Annotated in this window: 21 protein-coding genes and 1 tRNA gene; 19 read left to right on the top strand and 3 right to left on the bottom strand. The window is 44.3% G+C overall.

Features of this window, described 5'->3' with window-relative positions; translation table 11 throughout:
• The first annotated feature begins 7 nt into the window (after positions 1–7).
• The 14 genes from cydX to V1U08_RS09690 all read left to right on the top strand — a co-directional run bounded on the left by cydX (position 8) and on the right by V1U08_RS09690 (position 10,501).
• Complete coding sequence (gene cydX, locus V1U08_RS09755) at positions 8–115, top strand: cytochrome bd-I oxidase subunit CydX (RefSeq protein WP_000270284.1); 108 nt, start codon at positions 8–10, stop codon at positions 113–115.
• Positions 108–410: a cyd operon protein YbgE gene (gene ybgE, locus V1U08_RS09750; RefSeq protein WP_065296615.1), complete on the top strand. Its 303-nt coding sequence runs from the start codon at positions 108–110 to the stop codon at positions 408–410. The genes cydX and ybgE overlap by 8 nt, the downstream gene beginning before the upstream one ends.
• Positions 411–582: 172 nt before the next feature.
• Positions 583–1,002, top strand: coding sequence for a tol-pal system-associated acyl-CoA thioesterase (ybgC, locus tag V1U08_RS09745; protein ID WP_014231359.1), 420 nt, complete (start codon positions 583–585; stop codon positions 1,000–1,002).
• Entirely contained in the window at positions 992–1,690 is a 699-nt protein-coding gene (gene tolQ, locus V1U08_RS09740; protein ID WP_014231360.1) for a protein TolQ, read from the top strand. Before ybgC ends, tolQ begins: the two co-directional genes overlap by 11 nt.
• A gap of 3 nt (positions 1,691–1,693) precedes the next feature.
• Complete coding sequence (locus V1U08_RS09735) at positions 1,694–2,137, top strand: ExbD/TolR family protein (RefSeq protein WP_014231361.1); 444 nt, start codon at positions 1,694–1,696, stop codon at positions 2,135–2,137.
• 13 nt (positions 2,138–2,150) lie between these two features.
• Positions 2,151–3,218, top strand: coding sequence for a cell envelope integrity protein TolA (tolA, locus tag V1U08_RS09730; RefSeq protein WP_014231362.1), 1,068 nt, complete (start codon positions 2,151–2,153; stop codon positions 3,216–3,218).
• Positions 3,219–3,231: 13 nt separating this feature from the next.
• The gene (gene tolB / locus V1U08_RS09725) at positions 3,232–4,584 is read left to right on the top strand and encodes a Tol-Pal system beta propeller repeat protein TolB (RefSeq protein ID WP_330470516.1); all 1,353 of its coding nucleotides are present in this window, start codon (positions 3,232–3,234) and stop codon (positions 4,582–4,584) included.
• A gap of 30 nt (positions 4,585–4,614) precedes the next feature.
• On the top strand, positions 4,615–5,139 hold the full coding sequence (gene pal, locus V1U08_RS09720; protein WP_014231364.1) for a peptidoglycan-associated lipoprotein Pal: 525 nt from the start codon (positions 4,615–4,617) through the stop codon (positions 5,137–5,139).
• Between the two features lie 18 nt (positions 5,140–5,157).
• On the top strand, positions 5,158–5,913 hold the full coding sequence (gene ybgF, locus V1U08_RS09715; protein WP_024372715.1) for a tol-pal system protein YbgF: 756 nt from the start codon (positions 5,158–5,160) through the stop codon (positions 5,911–5,913).
• A 194-nt stretch (positions 5,914–6,107) separates the two neighbouring features.
• Complete coding sequence (nadA, locus tag V1U08_RS09710) at positions 6,108–7,169, top strand: quinolinate synthase NadA (RefSeq protein ID WP_020332896.1); 1,062 nt, start codon at positions 6,108–6,110, stop codon at positions 7,167–7,169.
• A gap of 119 nt (positions 7,170–7,288) precedes the next feature.
• Positions 7,289–8,332 carry a potassium channel protein gene (locus tag V1U08_RS09705; protein ID WP_020332897.1) on the top strand — a complete coding sequence of 348 codons (1,044 nt, stop codon included), beginning with the start codon at positions 7,289–7,291 and terminating at the stop codon, positions 8,330–8,332.
• Positions 8,332–8,748: a DUF350 domain-containing protein gene (locus tag V1U08_RS09700; RefSeq protein WP_065296617.1), complete on the top strand. Its 417-nt coding sequence runs from the start codon at positions 8,332–8,334 to the stop codon at positions 8,746–8,748. The genes V1U08_RS09705 and V1U08_RS09700 overlap by 1 nt, the downstream gene beginning before the upstream one ends.
• An 8-nt stretch (positions 8,749–8,756) precedes the next feature.
• On the top strand, positions 8,757–9,326 hold the full coding sequence (locus V1U08_RS09695; RefSeq protein ID WP_330470515.1) for a DUF1190 domain-containing protein: 570 nt from the start codon (positions 8,757–8,759) through the stop codon (positions 9,324–9,326).
• 8 nt (positions 9,327–9,334) lie between these two features.
• The gene (locus V1U08_RS09690; protein WP_330470514.1) at positions 9,335–10,501 is read left to right on the top strand and encodes a glutathionylspermidine synthase family protein; all 1,167 of its coding nucleotides are present in this window, start codon (positions 9,335–9,337) and stop codon (positions 10,499–10,501) included.
• 66 nt (positions 10,502–10,567) lie between these two features.
• On the opposite strand, the gene V1U08_RS09685 is transcribed toward V1U08_RS09690, so the two are convergent.
• Entirely contained in the window at positions 10,568–11,179 is a 612-nt protein-coding gene (locus tag V1U08_RS09685) for a YecA/YgfB family protein (protein WP_330470513.1), read from the bottom strand.
• Positions 11,180–11,231: 52 nt separating this feature from the next.
• Here V1U08_RS09685 and V1U08_RS09680 point away from each other — a divergent pair, with 52 nt between their 5' ends.
• From V1U08_RS09680 to V1U08_RS09665, 4 genes are all read left to right on the top strand, one after another.
• A complete protein-coding gene (locus V1U08_RS09680; protein WP_065296620.1) occupies positions 11,232–13,658 on the top strand; it encodes a hybrid sensor histidine kinase/response regulator in 2,427 nt (808 codons plus the stop codon).
• 414 nt (positions 13,659–14,072) lie between these two features.
• Entirely contained in the window at positions 14,073–14,522 is a 450-nt protein-coding gene (locus V1U08_RS09675; protein ID WP_014231378.1) for an L-alanine exporter AlaE, read from the top strand.
• Positions 14,523–14,666: 144 nt separating this feature from the next.
• Positions 14,667–14,754 (top strand) — tRNA-Ser (locus V1U08_RS09670).
• A gap of 313 nt (positions 14,755–15,067) precedes the next feature.
• The gene (locus tag V1U08_RS09665; RefSeq protein ID WP_330470512.1) at positions 15,068–16,291 is read left to right on the top strand and encodes a tyrosine-type recombinase/integrase; all 1,224 of its coding nucleotides are present in this window, start codon (positions 15,068–15,070) and stop codon (positions 16,289–16,291) included.
• A 45-nt stretch (positions 16,292–16,336) separates the two neighbouring features.
• Here V1U08_RS09665 and V1U08_RS09660 read toward each other — a convergent pair whose 3' ends face one another.
• A complete protein-coding gene (locus V1U08_RS09660) occupies positions 16,337–16,720 on the bottom strand; it encodes a helix-turn-helix transcriptional regulator (RefSeq protein ID WP_330470511.1) in 384 nt (127 codons plus the stop codon).
• A gap of 108 nt (positions 16,721–16,828) precedes the next feature.
• Positions 16,829–18,094 (bottom strand): tyrosine-type recombinase/integrase, encoded by a 1,266-nt coding sequence (locus V1U08_RS09655; RefSeq protein ID WP_330470510.1) that lies wholly within the window; start codon positions 18,092–18,094, stop codon positions 16,829–16,831.
• Positions 18,095–18,431: 337 nt separating this feature from the next.
• Here V1U08_RS09655 and V1U08_RS09650 point away from each other — a divergent pair, with 337 nt between their 5' ends.
• Positions 18,432–18,746, top strand: coding sequence for a hypothetical protein (locus tag V1U08_RS09650; protein ID WP_330470509.1), 315 nt, complete (start codon positions 18,432–18,434; stop codon positions 18,744–18,746).
• The last annotated feature ends 662 nt before the right edge of the window (positions 18,747–19,408 follow it).

Genomic DNA, 19,408 nt, shown 5'->3' with positions numbered 1-19,408 from the left:
AATTACTATGTGGTATTTCGCATGGATTCTAGGTGTACTACTTGCTTGTGCATTCGGTATCATCAACGCTCTTTGGTTAGAGCACTCAGAAATGATGGATAAAGACAGTGAGTGATCTCGCTGATAAGGTAGCGAAGTTACATGAACCAACAGATAAGACTCTGCTGAGGGTCTTATCTCTCATCCTCGGCTTTATGCATGTTGGATTGGTCATGTGGGAGCCAGAAGCGTACAGCGAGGCGATTGGCGGGTTTAACGCCGTCATCGCTCCAGCACTGATTTGGGCAGTATGCTCAAGCATGGTGTTTGGCGTTGGCTTCAAGCCGAGAAGTTGGTATTGGCAGGTGTTATTCAGCCCATACTTTTCACTGACTATCTTATTGTACTTAACTGTACGCTATTTCATGTAGCTTGAAATAAGCTGAAATAAAGTCGGTTATTTCATCATCGATTAAAAGCCAGGCTCTTTGCCTGGCTTTTATTTTTTCTACAAAAATCAAAAATATTCCGCTCACTTGGTACCAATTCATATTGCTTAAGTTATAGTAACTACTTTAAAGAATTGACTCTATTGGTACTCTCTTGCAAGGCACATCTAATTCATTCCGCTGGCCGATCACCGTGTACTATGAAGACACAGACGCGGGTGGCGTTGTTTATCATTCAAATTACCTGAAATTCTTTGAGCGTGCCCGTACTGAAATGTTGCGTGCAAAAGGTATCTCTCAACAAGTGTTACTGGAACAAAACATCGGTTTCGTTGTCCGACACATGGATATCGATTTCAAACAAGGGGCAAAGCTGGACGAACATTTGACAGTCTTGACCCGAGTGTCAGAAATAAAACGTGCGTCTTTACAATTCTGTCAAGAGTTGGTCAATGATCAAGGGCGGATATTGTGCAGTACCTTTGTTAAGGTAGCATGTGTCGATAATAAGAAAATGAAACCAATAGCTATTCCAGCATTTATTAATTCGGAGCTAACAAATAGTGACTGCTGATATTTCCATTTTAGATCTCTTTCTTCAGGCAAGTCTGTTGGTAAAACTTGTGATGCTGACACTACTTGGTATGTCGATTGCGTCATGGGCGATGATCATTAAGCGCAGCAAAGTGCTTTCACACGCATCAAAAGATGCAGAATCATTTGAAGATAAGTTCTGGTCAGGTACCGATCTTTCTCAGCTTTACCAAAAAGTAAAAGCTCGTAAAGATGAAATCATCGGCACAGAAGAGATCTTCTACGCCGGTTTTACAGAATTTGCACGTCTGCGTAAGAGTAACGCGAACTCTCCAGCTTACATTATGGAAGGGACAGGACGTGCCATGCGCGTTGCCGTTGCTCGTGAAGTTGATGAGCTAGAAACCAGCTTACCTTTCCTTGCGACGGTAGGTTCAATCAGCCCGTACATTGGTCTGTTTGGTACCGTTTGGGGCATCATGCACGCGTTTATCGCACTGGGTGAAGTAAAACAAGCAACCCTTTCGATGGTAGCACCAGGTATCGCAGAAGCGTTGATCGCGACGGCAATGGGTCTGTTTGCTGCTATCCCAGCGGTAATGGCTTACAACCGACTAAGCAACAAAGTAAGTAAGCTTGAGCACACTTACGCGACTTTCTCAGAAGAATTCCACAGCATCCTTCATCGTCAGGCGATGGCTGGCCGAGACAGCGCGGATAAGGAATAAAGCATGGCGGGTTACCAACCTAAAAAGCGCAAAATGACGGCAGAGATCAACGTTGTACCTTATATCGACGTGATGCTGGTACTGTTGATCATTTTCATGGCAACCGCTCCATTCGTGACGCAAGGTGTTGATGTTGAGCTACCAAAGACCTCAAACGCAACCCCTGCTCAGGAGCTAGCCGGAGATACTGATAGCAGTTTCATCATTATCGAAATTGATCGCGATGGTAACTTAGGTCTGAGTGTCAACGATGAAGAAGTTCAACGTGGCTTATCACTGCAAGATGTGATTGTCCGTGTGAAAGCTGAGCGATCGCTTAAACCTGATTCACCTGTTGCGGTAGGTGGCGATGCAGCAACCCCGTATGCAGATGTAGTCCTTCTACTTGATGAATTGAGTCGTGCCGGTATCCCTAAAGTAGGGCTCCTGACCGATATCAGGGAATAAACGTCAACTATTCATGAAAGAAAAAAAGAACCAGACGAAAGAGTACTCCAAGCCGATAATGATATCGGTGGGTTTGCACGCCCTGTTGGTAGTCGCATTGCTTTGGGGTACTGATCTAACAATGTCAAAACCTGAACCAACAGGACAGATGGTTCAGGCCGTTGTTATCGATCCAAAGCTTGTTCAGCAACAAGCGAAAGAGATTCGTCAGCAACGCGAAAAGGCCGCTAAGAAGGAACAAGAACGTCTGGATAAATTAAGACGGGAAGCCGAGCAGCTGGAAAAAAATCGCAAAGCTGAAGAAGAGCAAATTCGCAAGCTGAAAGAGCAACAGGCTAAAGATGCTCAAGCCGCGCGTGAAGCGGAAGCCGAGCGCAAGAAAAAAGAGCAGGAACGCAAAGCCGAAGAGGAACGTGTTCGCAAAGAGCAAGAGCGAGCTGCTAAGCTTGAACAAGAGCGTAAAGTCAAAGAAGAGGCAGTACGTAAAGCGGAGCAGGAACGTTTAGCGAAAGAAGCGGCGATTGCAAAAGCGGAACAAGAACGTGTGGCGCGCGAGAAAGCAGCGAAAGAAGCTGAAGAAAAAGCCAAACGTGAACGTGAAGCCGCGCAAAAAGCCGAGCAAGAACGTATCGCAAAAGAAAAAGCGGCCAAAGAGGCGGCAGAGCGCGAACGTAAAGCTCGTGAAGCTGCTGAGAAAGCCGAGCGTGAACGTAAACAACAAGAAGCAGCATTGGATGACATTTTTGCTGGCTTAGAAGATGAAGCAAGCCAAAACAGTGCGGCTCGTAACCAATTTATCAACGACGAGCTTTCTCGTATGTCGTCGATATACACTCAGAGTATTCAGCAAAAGTTGATTAAGGATGACTATTTGCTGGGAAAGGAGTGTAGGGTAAACATCAAACTGATTCCTACCGGGTCGGATATGATGGTTGCTGGTGTTACCGTACTGGGTGGCGATACGCGAGTTTGTGCGGCAGCAAAAAGAGCGATTGCACAAGTTGGGACGTTCCCTAAATCGTCAGAAGCTGCGGTCAATGAAAAACTGAAAGACATCAACTTAACGGTTGCTTTGGACTAAAAGGAACAGAGACGTGATTAAACGCCTTTTACTAGGAATGTTTGTACTGCTAAGCAGTATGACGAATGTAGCGAATGCTGCACTAGAGTTGGTTATTACCGACGGTATTGATTCAGCACGACCAATAGCTGTAGTTCCATTTAAATGGGAAGGTGCTGCGGCGCTGCCAACAGATATTTCTGCGGTAATAGCCTCTGATTTACAACGCAGCGGAAAATTCAGCCCGGTGCCGACAAACAAAATGCCACAGACGCCTTTTAATGAATCTGAGGTTAATTTTGATTCATGGACCAACCTGGGTGTTGATGCCTTACTGACAGGCTCTATCACGCAAAATGAGCAGGGTAATTATGTGGTTAACTACCAGCTTGTTGATATCGTTCGTGGTCAGCTAACTGGCGGTCAGGGTAAAGCATTAGGCGGTGATGGTGAACTCGTACTATCGAAAGACCATGTGTTGTTTAACAAAGTTGCGACTGTAGAAGCGTCTCGTATGCGTGAATACGCGCACCGCATTTCCGATTTGGTTTATGAGCAGCTGACGGGTGACCGCGGCGCATTCATGACCCGAATTGCCTATGTAGTGGTGAGTGACACTGAGCGTTTTCCTTACCAACTGCGTGTTTCTGACTACGATGGTTACAACGAACGTTTGGTACTTCGCTCTAAACAGCCGTTGATGTCACCGTCTTGGTCTCCAGATGGCCAGAAGCTAGCGTATGTAAGCTTCCAAAACGGTCAGTCTGAAATTTACATCATGAATATCTACACTGGCGAACGAGAAAAGATAACTTCTTATCCTCGTCACAACGGTGCACCTAAGTTTTCGCCAGATGGAAGCAAACTTGCACTTGTTCTGTCGAAGACGGGGTCATTGCAGGTCTACACATTCGATCTGAGATCTCGCCAGCTCACACAAATTACGCGTGGCAGATCAAATAATACAGAACCGTTCTGGCACCCAGATGGAAAATCGTTGGTTTTCACATCGGATAGGGGTGGAAAACCTCAAATTTATCAAGTAGATTTGGGCAGCGGTGATACTAATCGTTTAACTTGGCAAGGTAGTCAGAACCTGAGTGGTCAAATCACACCTGACGGCCGATTCCTGGTGATGGTGAATCGCAGTGATTCAGGCTTCAACTTGGCAAAACAAGATTTAGAAACGGGTGCTCTTCAAGTTCTTACCAAGACCTTACTTGATGAGTCACCAAGTATTGCTCCAAACGGTGGCATGGTTGTATATAGCTCCATGTACAATAAGAAAAACGTACTTTCGATGGTTTCCATTGATGGTCGATTTAAAGCGAGATTACCTGCGACAAATGGACGCGTAAGAGCGCCTGCGTGGTCACCGTTTTTGTAATAATAAGATAGATTAATAAAGGAAAATAAGATGCAACTTAACAAGGTTCTAAAAGGGCTACTTATCGCGCTTCCAGTTATGGCTATGACTGCGTGTAGTTCAAGTGACGACGCTGCTTCAAGTACAGGTGACGCAACTAACCAAAGCGGCGCTGTTGAAACAACAGTCGTATCACCGATCGATCAAGCTGGTCAACTGACTGAGCAAGAGCTTAAAGAGCAAGCGCTACGCGAAACTCAAACTATCTACTTTGCATTTGATAACTCAACAATTGCTGGTGATTACGAAGAGATGCTAGCGGCTCACGCGGCGTACCTAAGCAAAAACCCATCACTACGCGTAACTATCGAAGGTCACGCTGATGAGCGTGGTACTCCAGAGTACAACATCGCGCTAGGTGAGCGTCGTGCTCAAGCAGTTGCAAACTACCTACAAGCACTAGGTGTTCAGGCAGACCAAATTTCAATCGTTAGCTACGGTGAAGAGAAGCCACTTCTTCTTGGCCAGTCTGATGACGTTTACGCTAAGAACCGTCGCGCGGTTTTAGTATACTAATTCGAGGGAATCCTCATGTTGTTCAGTAACACTAAGCGCGCTGTTGCGCTTACGTTACTGGCAAGTGCAGCGAGCTTTGCGTTCGCTGCACCAGCTCCAGTATCTGATCTCAACAGCACATCTTCAGTTTCTAAAAGTCGTTCATCCGAGACGGATGTCGAGCGATTAGAACGCCTACTGCAAAGTCGCAGCCGTCTTCAGTTCCAAATGCAAGAGCAAATTGACCAAATGTCACGAGAGATCAGTGATCTAAGAGGTCAGTTGGAACGAAACAACCATGAAATGAAGCAAATGCTTCAGAGGCAGAGAGAGCTGTTCGTTGAGCTTGATCGCATGCGTGGTGAGATGAAGTCAGCGCCCGTCGTTCAAGAGACGGAGTCAGCAGAACCGGGTGGTCAATACACTCCGAATGCGGATGAGCAGACGGCTTACCAAGACGCTGTGGATCTTATCCTTAAAAAGCGCGATTACGCTGGCGCAATTGCTGCATTCCAGCAATTCCAGAAGGATTATCCTGACTCCACTTACACAGCGAACTCACATTATTGGTTAGGCCAATTGTATTACGCTAAAAAGCAGGATAAAGAAGCCGCGAAAAGCTTTATTGCAGTGGTTTCTTACAAAGATTCTAACAAGCGAGCAGATGCATTGGTGAAACTTGGCGATATCGCTGAGCGTAACAACAATGCTGAGCAGGCGAAGAAGTTTTATCAGCAAGTGGTCGATGAGTACCCAAATAGTGCCTCAGCGAAAATTGCAGGCGCTAAACTGTAACCACTGTCTTTGATTATTTCTAAAAGGAGCTTCTGGCTCCTTTTTCTTTTATTGGCCTGTGTATTAAGTTAATAAGTGTTAATTGGAACAAAGATATACGGCTAGAGCTCTATAAATCCTCGCTATGGGTTGGTTTTTGAAAATTAACGAGGTTACAATACGCGGATTAAAGGAAGTTGCGTAGAGCAAGAGCAATGAGCCATATACTAGATAAAATCGACACTGTTTACCCATTCCCTCCAAAACCTGTTCCGTTGAGCGAAGACGAGAAAGCGTCTTACATTGAGCGCATTAAAAAGCTGCTCAAAGAGAAAGATGCCGTCCTTATCGCGCACTACTACACTGACCCTGAAATTCAGGCGTTGGCTGAAGAGACTGGTGGTTTTGTTGGTGACTCGCTAGAAATGGCGAAGTTCGGTAACCGTCACCCGGCAAGCACATTGATCATCGGTGGCGTTCGCTTTATGGGCGAATCGGCGAAGATTCTAACTCCGGAAAAGCGCATTCTAATGCCAACGTTGGAAGCGGAATGTTCGCTTGATCTTGGATGTCCTGCGGATAAATTCAGTGAGTTCTGTGATGCTCACCCTGACCATACGGTTGTGGTTTACGCCAATACATCTGCAGCGGTTAAAGCACGTGCTGACTGGGTAGTCACATCAAGTATTGCACTTGAAATTGTTGAACACCTGGACGCAGAAGACAAACCAATCATCTGGGGCCCTGACCGTCACCTGGGTTCGTACATTGCGAATAAGACTGGCGCAGACATGCTGCTGTGGCAAGGTGAATGTGTTGTTCATGATGAGTTCTCTGCTGACGCACTGCGCAAGATGAAGAGCGTTTATCCAGACGCTGCGATTCTAGTTCACCCAGAGTCACCAGCAAGCGTGGTTGAATTGGCCGACGCTGTTGGCTCTACAAGTCAGCTTATCAAAGCCGCGAAAGAGCTTCCTCACAAGCAAATGATCGTGGCAACCGATAAAGGCATCTTCTTCAAGATGCAGCAACTGGTTCCTGAAAAAGAGCTTATCGAAGCCCCAACAGCAGGTGCTGGTGCGACATGTCGTAGCTGCGCGCATTGCCCTTGGATGGCGATGAACGGCTTGAAAGCGATCGAACAAGCACTTCGTGAAGGTGGTGCAGAGCATGAAATCTTTGTTGATGAAGAGCTTCGTGTTAAGTCGCTTATCCCACTAAACCGCATGTTAGATTTCGCAGAACAGCTTAATATGCAGGTAAAGGGTAACGCGTAAGTTTTTCGCATTATCTTAAGATGAATCTCAAAAACCAGCCGAATATGGCTGGTTTTTTTGTGTCTTACAATCAATGGGTTACTATTAAAAGACGTAATGCATTTAGGAACTGAATACTTATGGCAGTGTGGCTGGTCGTTAAAAAGTGGTTAAGTTCGCACTTTTTTAAACTAAGTACCCGCAACCTTGTCGTCATTAGCCTTTTATATATCAGCCTCTCATGGGGGCTATTGGTTCTGGCAGGCGAGACGGAACTTACGGAAAACTTTTCAAGCTTCATTTATTACTTGATGGTGACGGCGAGCACCGTTGGTTACGGCGATCATTCTCCAGTAACCGATTTAGGTAAGTGGGTTGTGGTCTTGTTTGTAATTCCGGGAGGCTTGAGCTTGTTTGCGGCACTTTTGGGTCGTGTGGCTGGTGCGGCGGTAGATTATTGGCGAGCGGGAATTATCGGTAAACGGAGAGTAAGAGTGGAAAACCATATCGTATTATTGGGCTGGAACGGGTCAAGAACCATGCACCTGATTCGTATGTTGCAGCATGAGGAGTCAGGAAAACGTCCGGTAGTACTGTGCAGTCGCTCAGATATTGAAAACCCTCTACCGGGTGAAATTCACTTTATTAAAGTAACCAGTTATACCGACTCACAGGAGATGTCAAACGCGAACATTACAGAGGCGAGCTGCATCATCGTCGATAACTTATCGGATGATATCACTTTGTCTGCAGCACTGTATTGTGCCTCTGTGAACCCTGACGCACACTTGCTTGCCTATTTTAAAGATGAAGCGCTGGGTCGTTTACTGAGCCAGCATTGCCCGAAAGCGGAGTGTATTCCAGCTGTTGGGGCTGAAATGTTAGCCAAGGCAGCCGTGGATCCTGGTTCGAGTGCGTTGCATCAGGAACTGCTAGCCTCAACTCGAGGTATGACACAATACTCCGTGATCTATCCTGAAAACCAACCAACGACAAAGATTGAAAACCTGTTTGGGTTTATTAAAAAGCATCACCATGCAACGCTTATTGCCATCGATTTAGGTGAGGGCATTGAGCTAAATCCGGACCTAGATACTGACGTACCACCAAAAAGCAAACTGTTTTATATTGCAGATGAACGTATTGAAGATTTTGCATGGAACAAAATGATAAAGGACAAATAATGCACATCATCGCAGACTTGTTAGCGGGATTTCCCTATTTCTTACTCTATTTTTCAGTGTCGATTGTTTTCGTTTTGGCGTTCAAATTCGTTTATATAAAGCTGACTCCTTATGATGAATGGCAACTCATTAAAGAAGAGCAAAATACAGCAGCAGCGGTGGCGTTAAGTGGTGCTTTTCTTGGTTACTGTCTGGCAATTGCAGGCGCGGCGAAAAACTCAGTCAGCATCATTGATTTTATGGTTTGGGGCGTTGTCGCGTTATTAGCTCAGCTGATTGCGTTTGGAATTGTTCGTTTTATTCTGATGCCAAAAGTATCAGAGCGGATTGAAAACAACGAGGTACCCGCGGGTATTGTACTTGCCGCAGTATCCGTTTCTGTCGGTGTACTTAATGCCGCCTGTATGACGTATTAGGAGGAACGATGAAACGCAGCTCTAACGTTAAACGTTCATCCATGGATAAGAGCTTTAAAGTCAGTCGCCTTATCCCTTTTGCAGCCTTTGGCGGGATATTTTATCTTGCGACACAGGAGTCAACGACTGAAGGCGCTATTTACCTTGACGCCAGTGAGTGCAAAGCATCGGAACCCGGGTTCAGCGAGCAGTGTGACATCGCCTATCAGGAAGCGAAGGAAAGAGCGGAGCAAAATGCACCACGCTATACCACAGATCATGAGTGTGAGAACGACTTCTATCAAGATGACTGTTATTACAGTTCTCGCTACAACTCCTATGTTCCCTTTGCCAGTGGTTTCTTTTTCAGTCGCGCTCTTAGCAATCTGAGCGGATACAACAAGAGTTACTATTCAGAGCCGATGTACCGTTACAAGTCGAAATATTACAACGGTGCCGGGCAGTTTTATGGCTCGTACCGAAACCAGCCGACTAGCGTTGCGAGTAGCCGATTGAACAAGCGTGGCGGCGGTACGATTGGTCAGGCTATGTCTCGAGGCGGCTTTGGCAAAGCGGTATCAGGTAGTCGCGGCGGTTAACAGACACTATGTTTCGAAGAGAAATACAAGAAAGAGAAAACTGGCGTGAACTGGCACGCCAGTTTGGTTTTGGCTTCCATTCCATGTACGACCAACCTTACTGGGATGAGACCGCGTATTATCAGTTTACTCTGGCGCAGATCGAACAGGATCTTGAAGATCCCACTGAAGAGTTGCATCAGATGTGCCTCGAAATTGTTGACCAAGTGGTACACAGTGAACAGTTACTGACGAAATGTGCGATTCCTGAAGTTATGTGGTCTCAGGTCGCTTCCTCATGGAAACGCAATGAACCGTCCCTCTATTCACGAATGGATTTCGCCTACAACGGTTCTGGACCAGCGAAGCTTCTGGAAAACAATGCGGATACGCCAACATCATTATTCGAGACTGGATTCTGGCAATGGGTGTGGCTCGAAGATGTGGTGAATAAAGGGCGAATTCACCAAAGTGCAGATCAATTCAATATACTGCAAGATTTCCTTATCGAGCGCTTTGCTGAGATTGCCAAGCTACAGCCGGGACAAACGCTGCATTTTAGTTGCTGCAAATATACCGAAGAAGACAAAGGCACCGTTCAATATCTTGAAGATTGTGCTCGGGAGGCTGGGTTATCAACGGCTTTTGTCTACGTTGAAGACATTGGCGTGACGGAAGAGGGGATATTTGTTGATGCGGACAACCGAGCTATTCGCTGGATGTTCAAACTCTACCCTTGGGAGTTTATGTTTGAGGATGCGTACAGCACTTATCTCTCATCTGCGAACGTTAACTGGTTAGAGCCGATGTGGAAGTCCATTCTTTCGAATAAAGCTTTGCTGCCATTACTTTGGCAACGCTTTCCTAATCACCCCAATTTACTGCCTGCCTATTTTGCTGAGGATCCCAAAGCGGCAAGCTTAAAAGACTATGTGATAAAGCCGCTATTTTCACGTGAAGGCGCGAATATCGAGATAGTGAAAAGTGGTCAGCGCGTGCTTAAAACACCAGGACCTTATGAATCGAGCAAAAACATTGTTCAGCAATATCATCCGTTACCGAAGTTTGGACAAAGTCATACGCTTATCGGCAGCTGGCTGATTAACGACCGAGCCGCGGGTATTTCGATTCGTGAGGACAGCAACTTAGTTACTCAGGATATGGCGCGTTATATTCCCCATATCATTTTGACCTGATCAAAAAAGCTCTCCGTGGAGAGCTTTTGACTATTCATGACAATTGCGTTTCGCTAAAGTCTTTATTTATTGATCTTCAGCGAGCGTGACGCCGCGTTGAGTCAGACCACAAAGCATGACGGGCATTGCGTTGAAGATCTCTTCGAACTGCTCAAGCCCGACCATACCTTGTTCTGCTAATGTTTCGATCGTGGTTTCTGGATCGTAAAGCATTGTAAGAGAAAGCAGTACGCCACCAAGTAGTGCGTTATCCTCGCTTTCTTCAGGCATCAGTGTTTCCCAGTCGTCACGAGCCAACTGCCAGCCTTGTAATACACCCTCACAGAAGTCACGAGTGGTGGTGGTTACGATGTCTTTTTCATCCAGCGCGCAGCCTTCCGGCCAGCCCCATGAACCTTCTAGCAACGCAGGGCGAGTTTGGTTCCACATTTGTACAATTTCATCAATGTACAGTTCTAACTGTTCACCATCACTAAAAGGTGCTGTCTCTTCTCCACCCCACAAGAATGGTAGCCACTCTTGAGGCATCAATACATTTGGTGCTGAAGCCATCGCAGTGACAAAGCCTTGAGTTTTCGCTAGATTTAGTAGTTTTCCATCAAGTTCTGGAAGAGAAAGAATGTCTTGTAGTTTCAAAATAGAATACCATTTGTTCATGGGCTGGTTGGTTGCGGCCATCTTACCAATCAATTAACGATAAATCGATATTAGGGAAGATTTGTTAACACCTATGGAAATTCGCTCATCACTCCGCCGAAAAAGTATTTTTGCACTGACGCTTTACCTTTGCTTCTTTATCGCAACGGTTGGCTCGGTGGTGTACTTTGTGCTTGAGCCGCCTGTGCGTGAAAAACTAGAACAAAACCTCGATTTACGAACGCAACTGCTAGCTTCTCAGATTAAAGAACCGTTGCTTGCGTCAACCAGTGTCCTTAACAGCCTTGTAGGCCTGGCTCAAAGCCCCAATCAAACTGGCTCTTTCAGTACGACTATCCCTCAAATCTTACGCTTAAGCGGTGACATGCTTGTCAGCGGTGGTTTGTGGCCAAAGCCTGAACAACTTGCTGACCAACGGAAGTATACCAGCCTGTTTTTCAACAAGAATCTGGATGGCAGTATCGATCAAATTCATTCGTACAATAACCCTCAATCGGCGGGATACGATAAAGAGCCCTGGTATGTCGTTGCTGCCAATGCGTCAGCAGGCTCTATTCGCTGGTCTTCGGTTTACATCGATACTTTTACCCAAGTTCAAATGATCACTGCTTCGGCACCTTACTATAGAGACGGTGAGTTTGCAGGTGTAGCGACCGTGGATGTTTCTTTAGCCGCTTTGTTTCAGTTTATTCGTGAACATACCAATCAATATTCGCTGGGCGTTAACATTAGAGATGCCAACTCAAACGTGATTATCGAACATAATTTCCAACTGCGGAATGAGATGTATGTTAGTGAGCTTCACTTTGGTGAGTTCAACTGGCGAATGGAAGTGGTGAATGCGAAAGAGCGTGTAGCCGATCAGGTTTTTGCTCAGGTGATGAGTGTTGAGAGCGGCATCATTCCGTTTCTACTGTTATGTGTTTTGGTCGGTTACTACTTACTTAACCGTTATATCGTTGAGCCCATTGTCAAAATAGCGGCAAAAATTGATGACTCTAAAACGGGGGGAATCATCGATATCGAATATCACAGTGAAGATGAGATAGGGCACCTCATCAATAAATTTAATGAAAAGACCATTTATCTAGAACATGAAAAGATAAAAGCACAGGCATCAACCAACGCAAAGACCGCCTTTCTGGCGACGTTGTCTCATGAAATTCGTACACCGATGAACGGGGTTTTGGGTACCGCGCAAATACTTCTAAAGACCAAGCTAACCGACGAGCAAAGAAAACAGTTAAGTACACTGTATGAATCAGGCGATCATATGATGACACTGCTTAACGAGATTCTGGATTACTCGAAAATCGAGCATGGCCACGTTGAATTTTCTAATTCACCATTTCCGATTGAATCGATTATTGGCAGTATGAAAAGTGTTTATCACACCTTATGTGAAGAGAAGGGGTTGCGCTTCCGTGTCGTTTCACAGGTACCATCCGGACGCTGGTATAACAACGACAAAGCACGATTACGCCAGATCCTATTCAACTTGCTAAATAATGCCGTCAAGTTTACCGAACAGGGTGAAGTTGAGGTTAGATTAAGCGAACATGTTACTCCAAGTGCAACCAAACTGAGCATTGCGATTAAAGATACCGGTATTGGGATACCAAAAGAGGCTCAGAACCGGATCTTTCGTCCATTTGAGCAAGCGGAATCTTCAACAACCAGACGCTTTGGCGGCACAGGGTTAGGGTTGGCGATTGTCAAAGAAATTGCCGAAAACATGGGCGGCAGTGTTTTGCTCGAAAGTAGGGAAAACGTTGGTACAACATTCACCGTAGAGATTGAGTTGACGCCGTGCGAGCCGAGCCAAACGGGGACGGCACTTAAACATAAACTAGACTGCAATGGTTTACAGGCTTTAATCGCAGAAGATAACACAACCAATGCCATGATCATGGAAACGTTTTTACGAGCCAAGGGTTTTGAATGTACACGAGTGGAGAATGGTCAGTTAGCCGTAGAGCAAGTGAGAAAGCAGCAGTTTGACCTAATAATGATGGATAACCACATGCCTGTACTAGATGGTATTGGTGCAATATCTGCTATCAGGGCCATGGATTCAGAAACAAAGTCAGTTCTCATCTTTGGTTGCACTGCAGATGTATTTAAAGAGACTCAAGAACTGATGACGGAAGCTGGGGTGGACCATATCATTGCTAAACCAGTTGTCGTGTCGGAACTCGACGACGCCCTGTATCGCCATGCAGACTTGCTCTATCAGTACCAAGACCCAAAAAGCAATAAGGCTAAGCATCCGCATCACATAAACACGGACTCATTACTACTTAGCTTTTACATTTCGCTTGATAATGACAACCTTCATCAAGCTCTGGAGGTCTTTTCTGACATCATCAAGCACATTACACCACACTCCAATCAGGATCTTGCACAAATTACTGCACGCATTGAAAGTAAATTACAGCGTCAGGAAGCACCAGAGCAAGCGGATGTTGATGCGCTAACAGTCATGCTTGCTACGCCTTAACATACCTGGCTTTCCAACTCGCTAGCCATTGTTGTATAAAGACTATTGTTCTAGAAATTGGGAAGCTCTGAATTATGACCTGCAGGTAGCATAAGCGAGTTATTTTTCGCATATTGTGCCAGATTTTGTTCTGTAAAATTACCTTTTCTCCTCCTCTAAATTCCTCATATAACGAAAATTTTTGGTTTTTTACGCCATTTTTGATCGAAAAAGTGCAGTTTTTGCCCGGATCGGTGAATTAAACTACTTTAGTTTCAAAATTTGGTTATAAATTTACATCTTCATTTTAAATATGGAACCATAAACTACAAACGTTGTGTTCTAATAGCGACATAATCTGGGTGGTTGCTATATATGTAGTCAATCATGTTTATTTTTTTGTTTATTGCAGTTTTTGATTTTAGAGGTTGCTAAATGAAGTCTCGTGGACCATTTTGTATTCGTAATGCCGCAGCGGATACTTTTGCTATGGTGGTTTTTTGCTTTGTCACAGGGATGATTATCGAGATTTTGATTTCAGGGATGACATTTGAGCAGTCTCTGGCATCACGTACGTTGTCGATTCCAGTTAACATTGCTATCGCTTGGCCTTATGGCGTTTTCCGCGATTGGGTACTACGTCAAGGTAGTAAAGTTTCACCGTCTTCATTTATGAAAAACGTGTCTGACCTTATCGCCTATGTGCTTTTTCAATCTCCGGTTTACGCAGGTATTCTATTAGCCGTTGGTGCATCGACCGATCAAATCATTACCGCAGTTACGAGTAATGCGGTTGTATCTTGTGGAATGGGCGTTTTGTATGGCTACTTCTTAGACATGTGCCGCCGTTGGTTCCGAGTCCCTGGCTACAACCAAGGTGTTTAATTGAGCCTGTTTTGTTCAATTTAGTTACTTAGTGAGCAAACAACAGAAAAACAGGGCTTTTTTTCATTTTTAGCCTTGACCATAAGGCACATAATCATTAAATTAGCGCCTCGTTAGCCAACGATGCTAACCACAATTTGATTCGGTGAGTTGTCCGAGTGGCTGAAGGAGCACGCCTGGAAAGTGTGTATACGGCAACGTATCGAGAGTTCGAATCTCTCACTCACCGCCACATTCCCTCAAAAAGACGTCCTAGGACGTCTTTTTTCGTTTATAAATCAAGAAATTACCTATCATTAACGTCCACACGTCTCACTAAAATCCACGCATTTGATGTATAGGGAAATGTATAGTTTACTATTCCCGCCGGCATCACTATACATGTTTTAACGAGAAAACCTATACAAGCCGTATAGTCCTGTAGGGCTGTACGGAATGCTATAACTTATTGTAATTAAATTGTTTTCCTCAAAAATATGTATAGCCAAAATTGAGCTCAATGAAGTCAGATAAAACTATACATTTTCGACAAAATTGAGGGTGCTATGAAGACAAAATTGACGACAAAGTTTGTGGAGAATTCCAAGGTCACAAACGGCAAGCCATTTCAGAGATTCACTGATGGGAACGGGCTATCTTTAGTCGTTAGAGCCTCAGGTACTAAAGCCTGGGAGTTTAGGTTTAGGAAACCAGATGGACGTGACTCAAACCTTGGTTTAGGCCGATATCCAGAAATCACTCTGTCTGAAGCGAGAAAAAAAGTAGCAGAATTCAGAAAACTGAGAGCTCAGGGCTTGGATCCGAGTGTTGTACAAAGAAATCGTAAAGTCGAACTTAAGCGCAGCGCAAGCAATACGGTTAAGCAAATTGGAGAGATGTGGCTTGAGAAAGCAGCTACGCGCGTTGTGCACAAAACCGCTGAGGGCTATCGGCAAAAGCTCAATAAACATATTTACCCTAAATTAGGCTCTATCCCGGTTTCCGAAATCAAGGCTGCGATGCTGATTGATGCGATGCGACCGCTGGAAAAGAAAGGGAAGTTGGAGACAGTGACTCGTACTATTGCGCTGTTTCGTCGGCTCATGAACTATGCCGTTAATAATGAATACATTGACCATAATCCGATAGGTAGCATGGCTGACGTATTTGAGAAGCCCAAGCGGGGTAATTTTGCTTGTATTGATATCAGCGAGTTGCCCGACCTATTGACCATGGTCGTACAGTCGACGATGCGACCCGCCAATAAGTTGCTATTCGAGTTCCAATTGCACACGCTTACTCGTTCTAAAGAAGCAACCGGTACTCGTTGGGAAGAAATCTCTTTTGAGGAGCAAATATGGTACTTGCCAGCGGAGCGTGCGAAAAATAGGTTAATGCATAAAATTCCTCTTACACCCGAGGTTATCGCTATTCTGAAAGCTGCTAAGCATCTATGTCGCGGCAGCGAGTACGTGTTTCCTTCAAGAAACTCTCTAAGAAAGCCCGTGCATAGTGAGACGGTAAATGCTGCTTTTAAAAGAATGGGGCTGGGAGGGAAGATGACATCCCACGGTACGCGTTCGCTCGGCAGTACAACACTCTATGAGCGCACAGACTTTGAGTCGGTAGTCATAGAAGCCCTGCTTTCTCATACTGACAGAGATGGTATTCGGGATGCCTATAACCGCAATAAGTTTTTTCAGAAAAGAAAGCGGGCGTTAGAGTGGTGGAGCAAGCATGTTGTCGGTTTGACACATGGATTAACAAGTTACTCAACAATCGAGTTATAGGTATTAAGGAAAGGGCACTAGAGAGACAGTGCCCTCGGTTTTTTATCAAGCTATCTCGTCTAAGCCACTTTGCAAAAGAACCTCGTTAATTTCACTCAATAGCCAGCCGGAAGCCCTCTTTCCCAGTTTTATAGGCTGGGGCAAGTGGCCTTTCTCTATTTGAGCGTAAATATGTGACTTGGAGACGTTTAAGATACCGGTCAGCTCTGAGAGTCTGATCACGCGTTCTTTCTCAATTTTACCTTGATACTGGTTACAACCCTTTCTCTTGTTTATCACATCACACAACCAAGTAAATACATCGTCTTTTCTGTAAAGCACTAGGTTACTTAGATACTGACTGTCAATTTTTTCTGGGAAATTGGGCAACTGAGGTATCGTGCTTTCAGAAACAGACAATATTTCGCAAATTTGATGCTTTTTGAACATATAAATAAATTCCGATTTCATTAATAAGAGAGTGATGAAATAAATGAGAGCTAAACACAAAAGCTCATGCTAGCTCTTTGTAAAAGATATGAGGTTGAGGAAGTTAAGCTACTTTTCTGATGTTGGTAAAAGTTTTAGGTGTATGAGTTCATTTTCAACAACATCAGTGCAGCTGCAATCTTTTGTGATTTCTTCGTACATGTTTCCCCATAGATCAAGGACATCCCGGCGCTTGCCTATGAATTTACTGCGATTGTAGATTTCTCGAATGTGATCTTTATCTGTATGAGACAGTATCATTTCGATGATCAATGATTCAGTGATGTCGAGCTCTTCGTGCATTTCGCTACTAAAAATAGAACGAATACCGTGCGCTGACATTGTTCCTTTAAGTCCCAGACTTCTGAGCAATCTTCCCATAGTTTCTTTGCTAACTGGCTGATTAAGGCTCGCTCGCGGAGAGGGAAAAATATAGGGACTACCATTTGATACTACTTTAGCCAATTTCAAAACTCGCTGAGCTTGGGATGACATTGGAATAATGTTTTCAAGCCCATTTTTTGCAAGTTCAGCAGGAATTTTGATAGTCATATCGTCAAAGTTGATATTGTTCCACGTGTTTTGTGTTGCTTCTTGAACACGCTGCGACGTTAAAAACAAGTAATCCCAAAGTAATTTGACTTGTAATGAGCATGCTGAATCTGCAATAAGCGTGTTGATCGCGGGAAGATCTTCTATGTCTGTACAAGGGTGAGGTTCAGGTTTGTGCCTAGTGAGAAATTGACTGATTTTACTCACGTCAATTGTGTCCAACTCATATTTTATACTCCCAAGCTCATAAGCGCGTTTTAGCAAAGAGATAACTTTTTTGTGTTGACTTTTATAACCCTTCTTGTCCATGTTTTGAGCAAAATCATAGATATGCTGGACAGTTAATGCATCTGCGGGAATAGAACCAAATGGAGAGTCAATTAGGTACTTCTTTGCGCGATTAAACTCCCTTTGGTACGTATTTTCATCCCAAGTGCTTCGTTTTTCTTCCAAAAACGCTAACATTAATTCAGCCACTGTTAACTTGCTATTTCGACGTAGTTTGTGCAAAACATGCCTTGGTTCATTGCCCTGATGCCTTTCTTTTATCAATATGTCACGTATTTCTCTAGCTTCTTTCAAACTGATAAAATCGACGGATCCTAGTGTTAAAAGGACTTCTTTACCATTCAACCCTTTAAGTCTCATTCGCCACACTTTTTTACCCGTTTTATAGACAATGAGTTGGAGGCCAGCACCATCATTCATAGTTCCTTGAGCCTTATTTCTCGGGCACTTTGCCTTTTCAATTTCCATCACAGTAAGTAAATTTTTCTTGGCCATCTTATGTCTTTTTTGGTTCAGTTTCGGACTGCGGACAGATATATCGTCAAAACGCGAAGGCGACAAAAAAAGAATTAGGTCTGTGGAGATTGCTCGCAGAAATAGAGTTTGGGAGATTGACTAAAATACAGAACGTTAGAGCTTGTAAGGTAGCCTGAACAGAGCTAGTGCTTATTGTTAGATATAAACCGATATACAACCCAGTGCAATGGGCCCGATATCATTATCGTCTTTTTTTGTGTTTCAACAGATTTTAAAAACTATTCGTATGGACTTATTACAAGAGTCCATCGCGCGATGTGACGAAACATGAATTTTAAATCTGAAGGAGAAAATCATGGAAAAAGACTCTAATGACCAACCAGGCTTGGTCAAGACCATACAAGCAAAGCCCGTAATGAATGAGGAGTTTTTACGTTTCTATTCAACTTATCCTGAACACCGCCGGATGGATGTATTAGATGCGGAAAGTGCTTGGAATAACTCTGCATTGTCTGATGAAGAAGTCACTTTTTTACTTAATTGGTTGAAAGAAAGACAGGAAGAAGACCCATCATGGCATCCCCGCGCTACAGGCATGTACGTGCCCAAGCTGGATAGTTTTCTCAAAAAGCGCTGGTGGCTAAGTCCAAAGGCTCGCATGAGACCATAGATAGTATTTGTTCTCGATTATTGTTTTAGTTTCAAACGGACGCCATTTGCTAAAGAGAGCGGTGGCGGTCCAGTTCATCAAACGGTTAAGACATGTGAAAAGGAACAAGGTGATTACCAACAATTACTAAGTGAACAAAAGCAGCGAACCATAACTGAAAGTTTGCAGCGACTCGAAGTAGTAAAACGGATCGAGTGACTCACGACGTCATCTACATACTGGTGAAGACGCGAGGTAATCGCAACAGGCATCATACTGCCAGGCAAACCGAACAGTTACATAAGGCAAGTGAAGAGTTTGGTATCGTAGTCAGATGCATAATAAGCTGAGTGATGGGCTCTTCTCTGTTCCTGAAAGGACATCAATGGTCTATTTTGGCTAACAAGGATAGCGCGGGAATCAACAATAATCGCCACTTAACGCCTATCATAGCGAGTTGATTTTGGCTGATGCCAAACTGGCGGAAGTTATTAACTCGCTATGGTAAAAATCAACTCGGGCTTGATACTTCATTAAAGGTTTTCCTGCGGGCGCAATGTCGGATTATCCAGGTAAGGTATATGTTTCAAAATTGAAGCTGAAGCATGTTATCTCTACGCATTCAAAGCCTTAACCTTGGAATTTTGGGGATTCTAGCCTAGGCTCTGAATTAAAATAATAAT

Source organism: Vibrio sp. YYF0003 (genome assembly GCF_036350715.1).
In the GTDB taxonomy this organism is placed as follows: Bacteria; Pseudomonadota; Gammaproteobacteria; order Enterobacterales; family Vibrionaceae; genus Vibrio; species Vibrio natriegens.
Note: the sequence above shows the minus strand (reverse complement) of the source record. Positions and strands in the feature narration are given on the sequence as shown.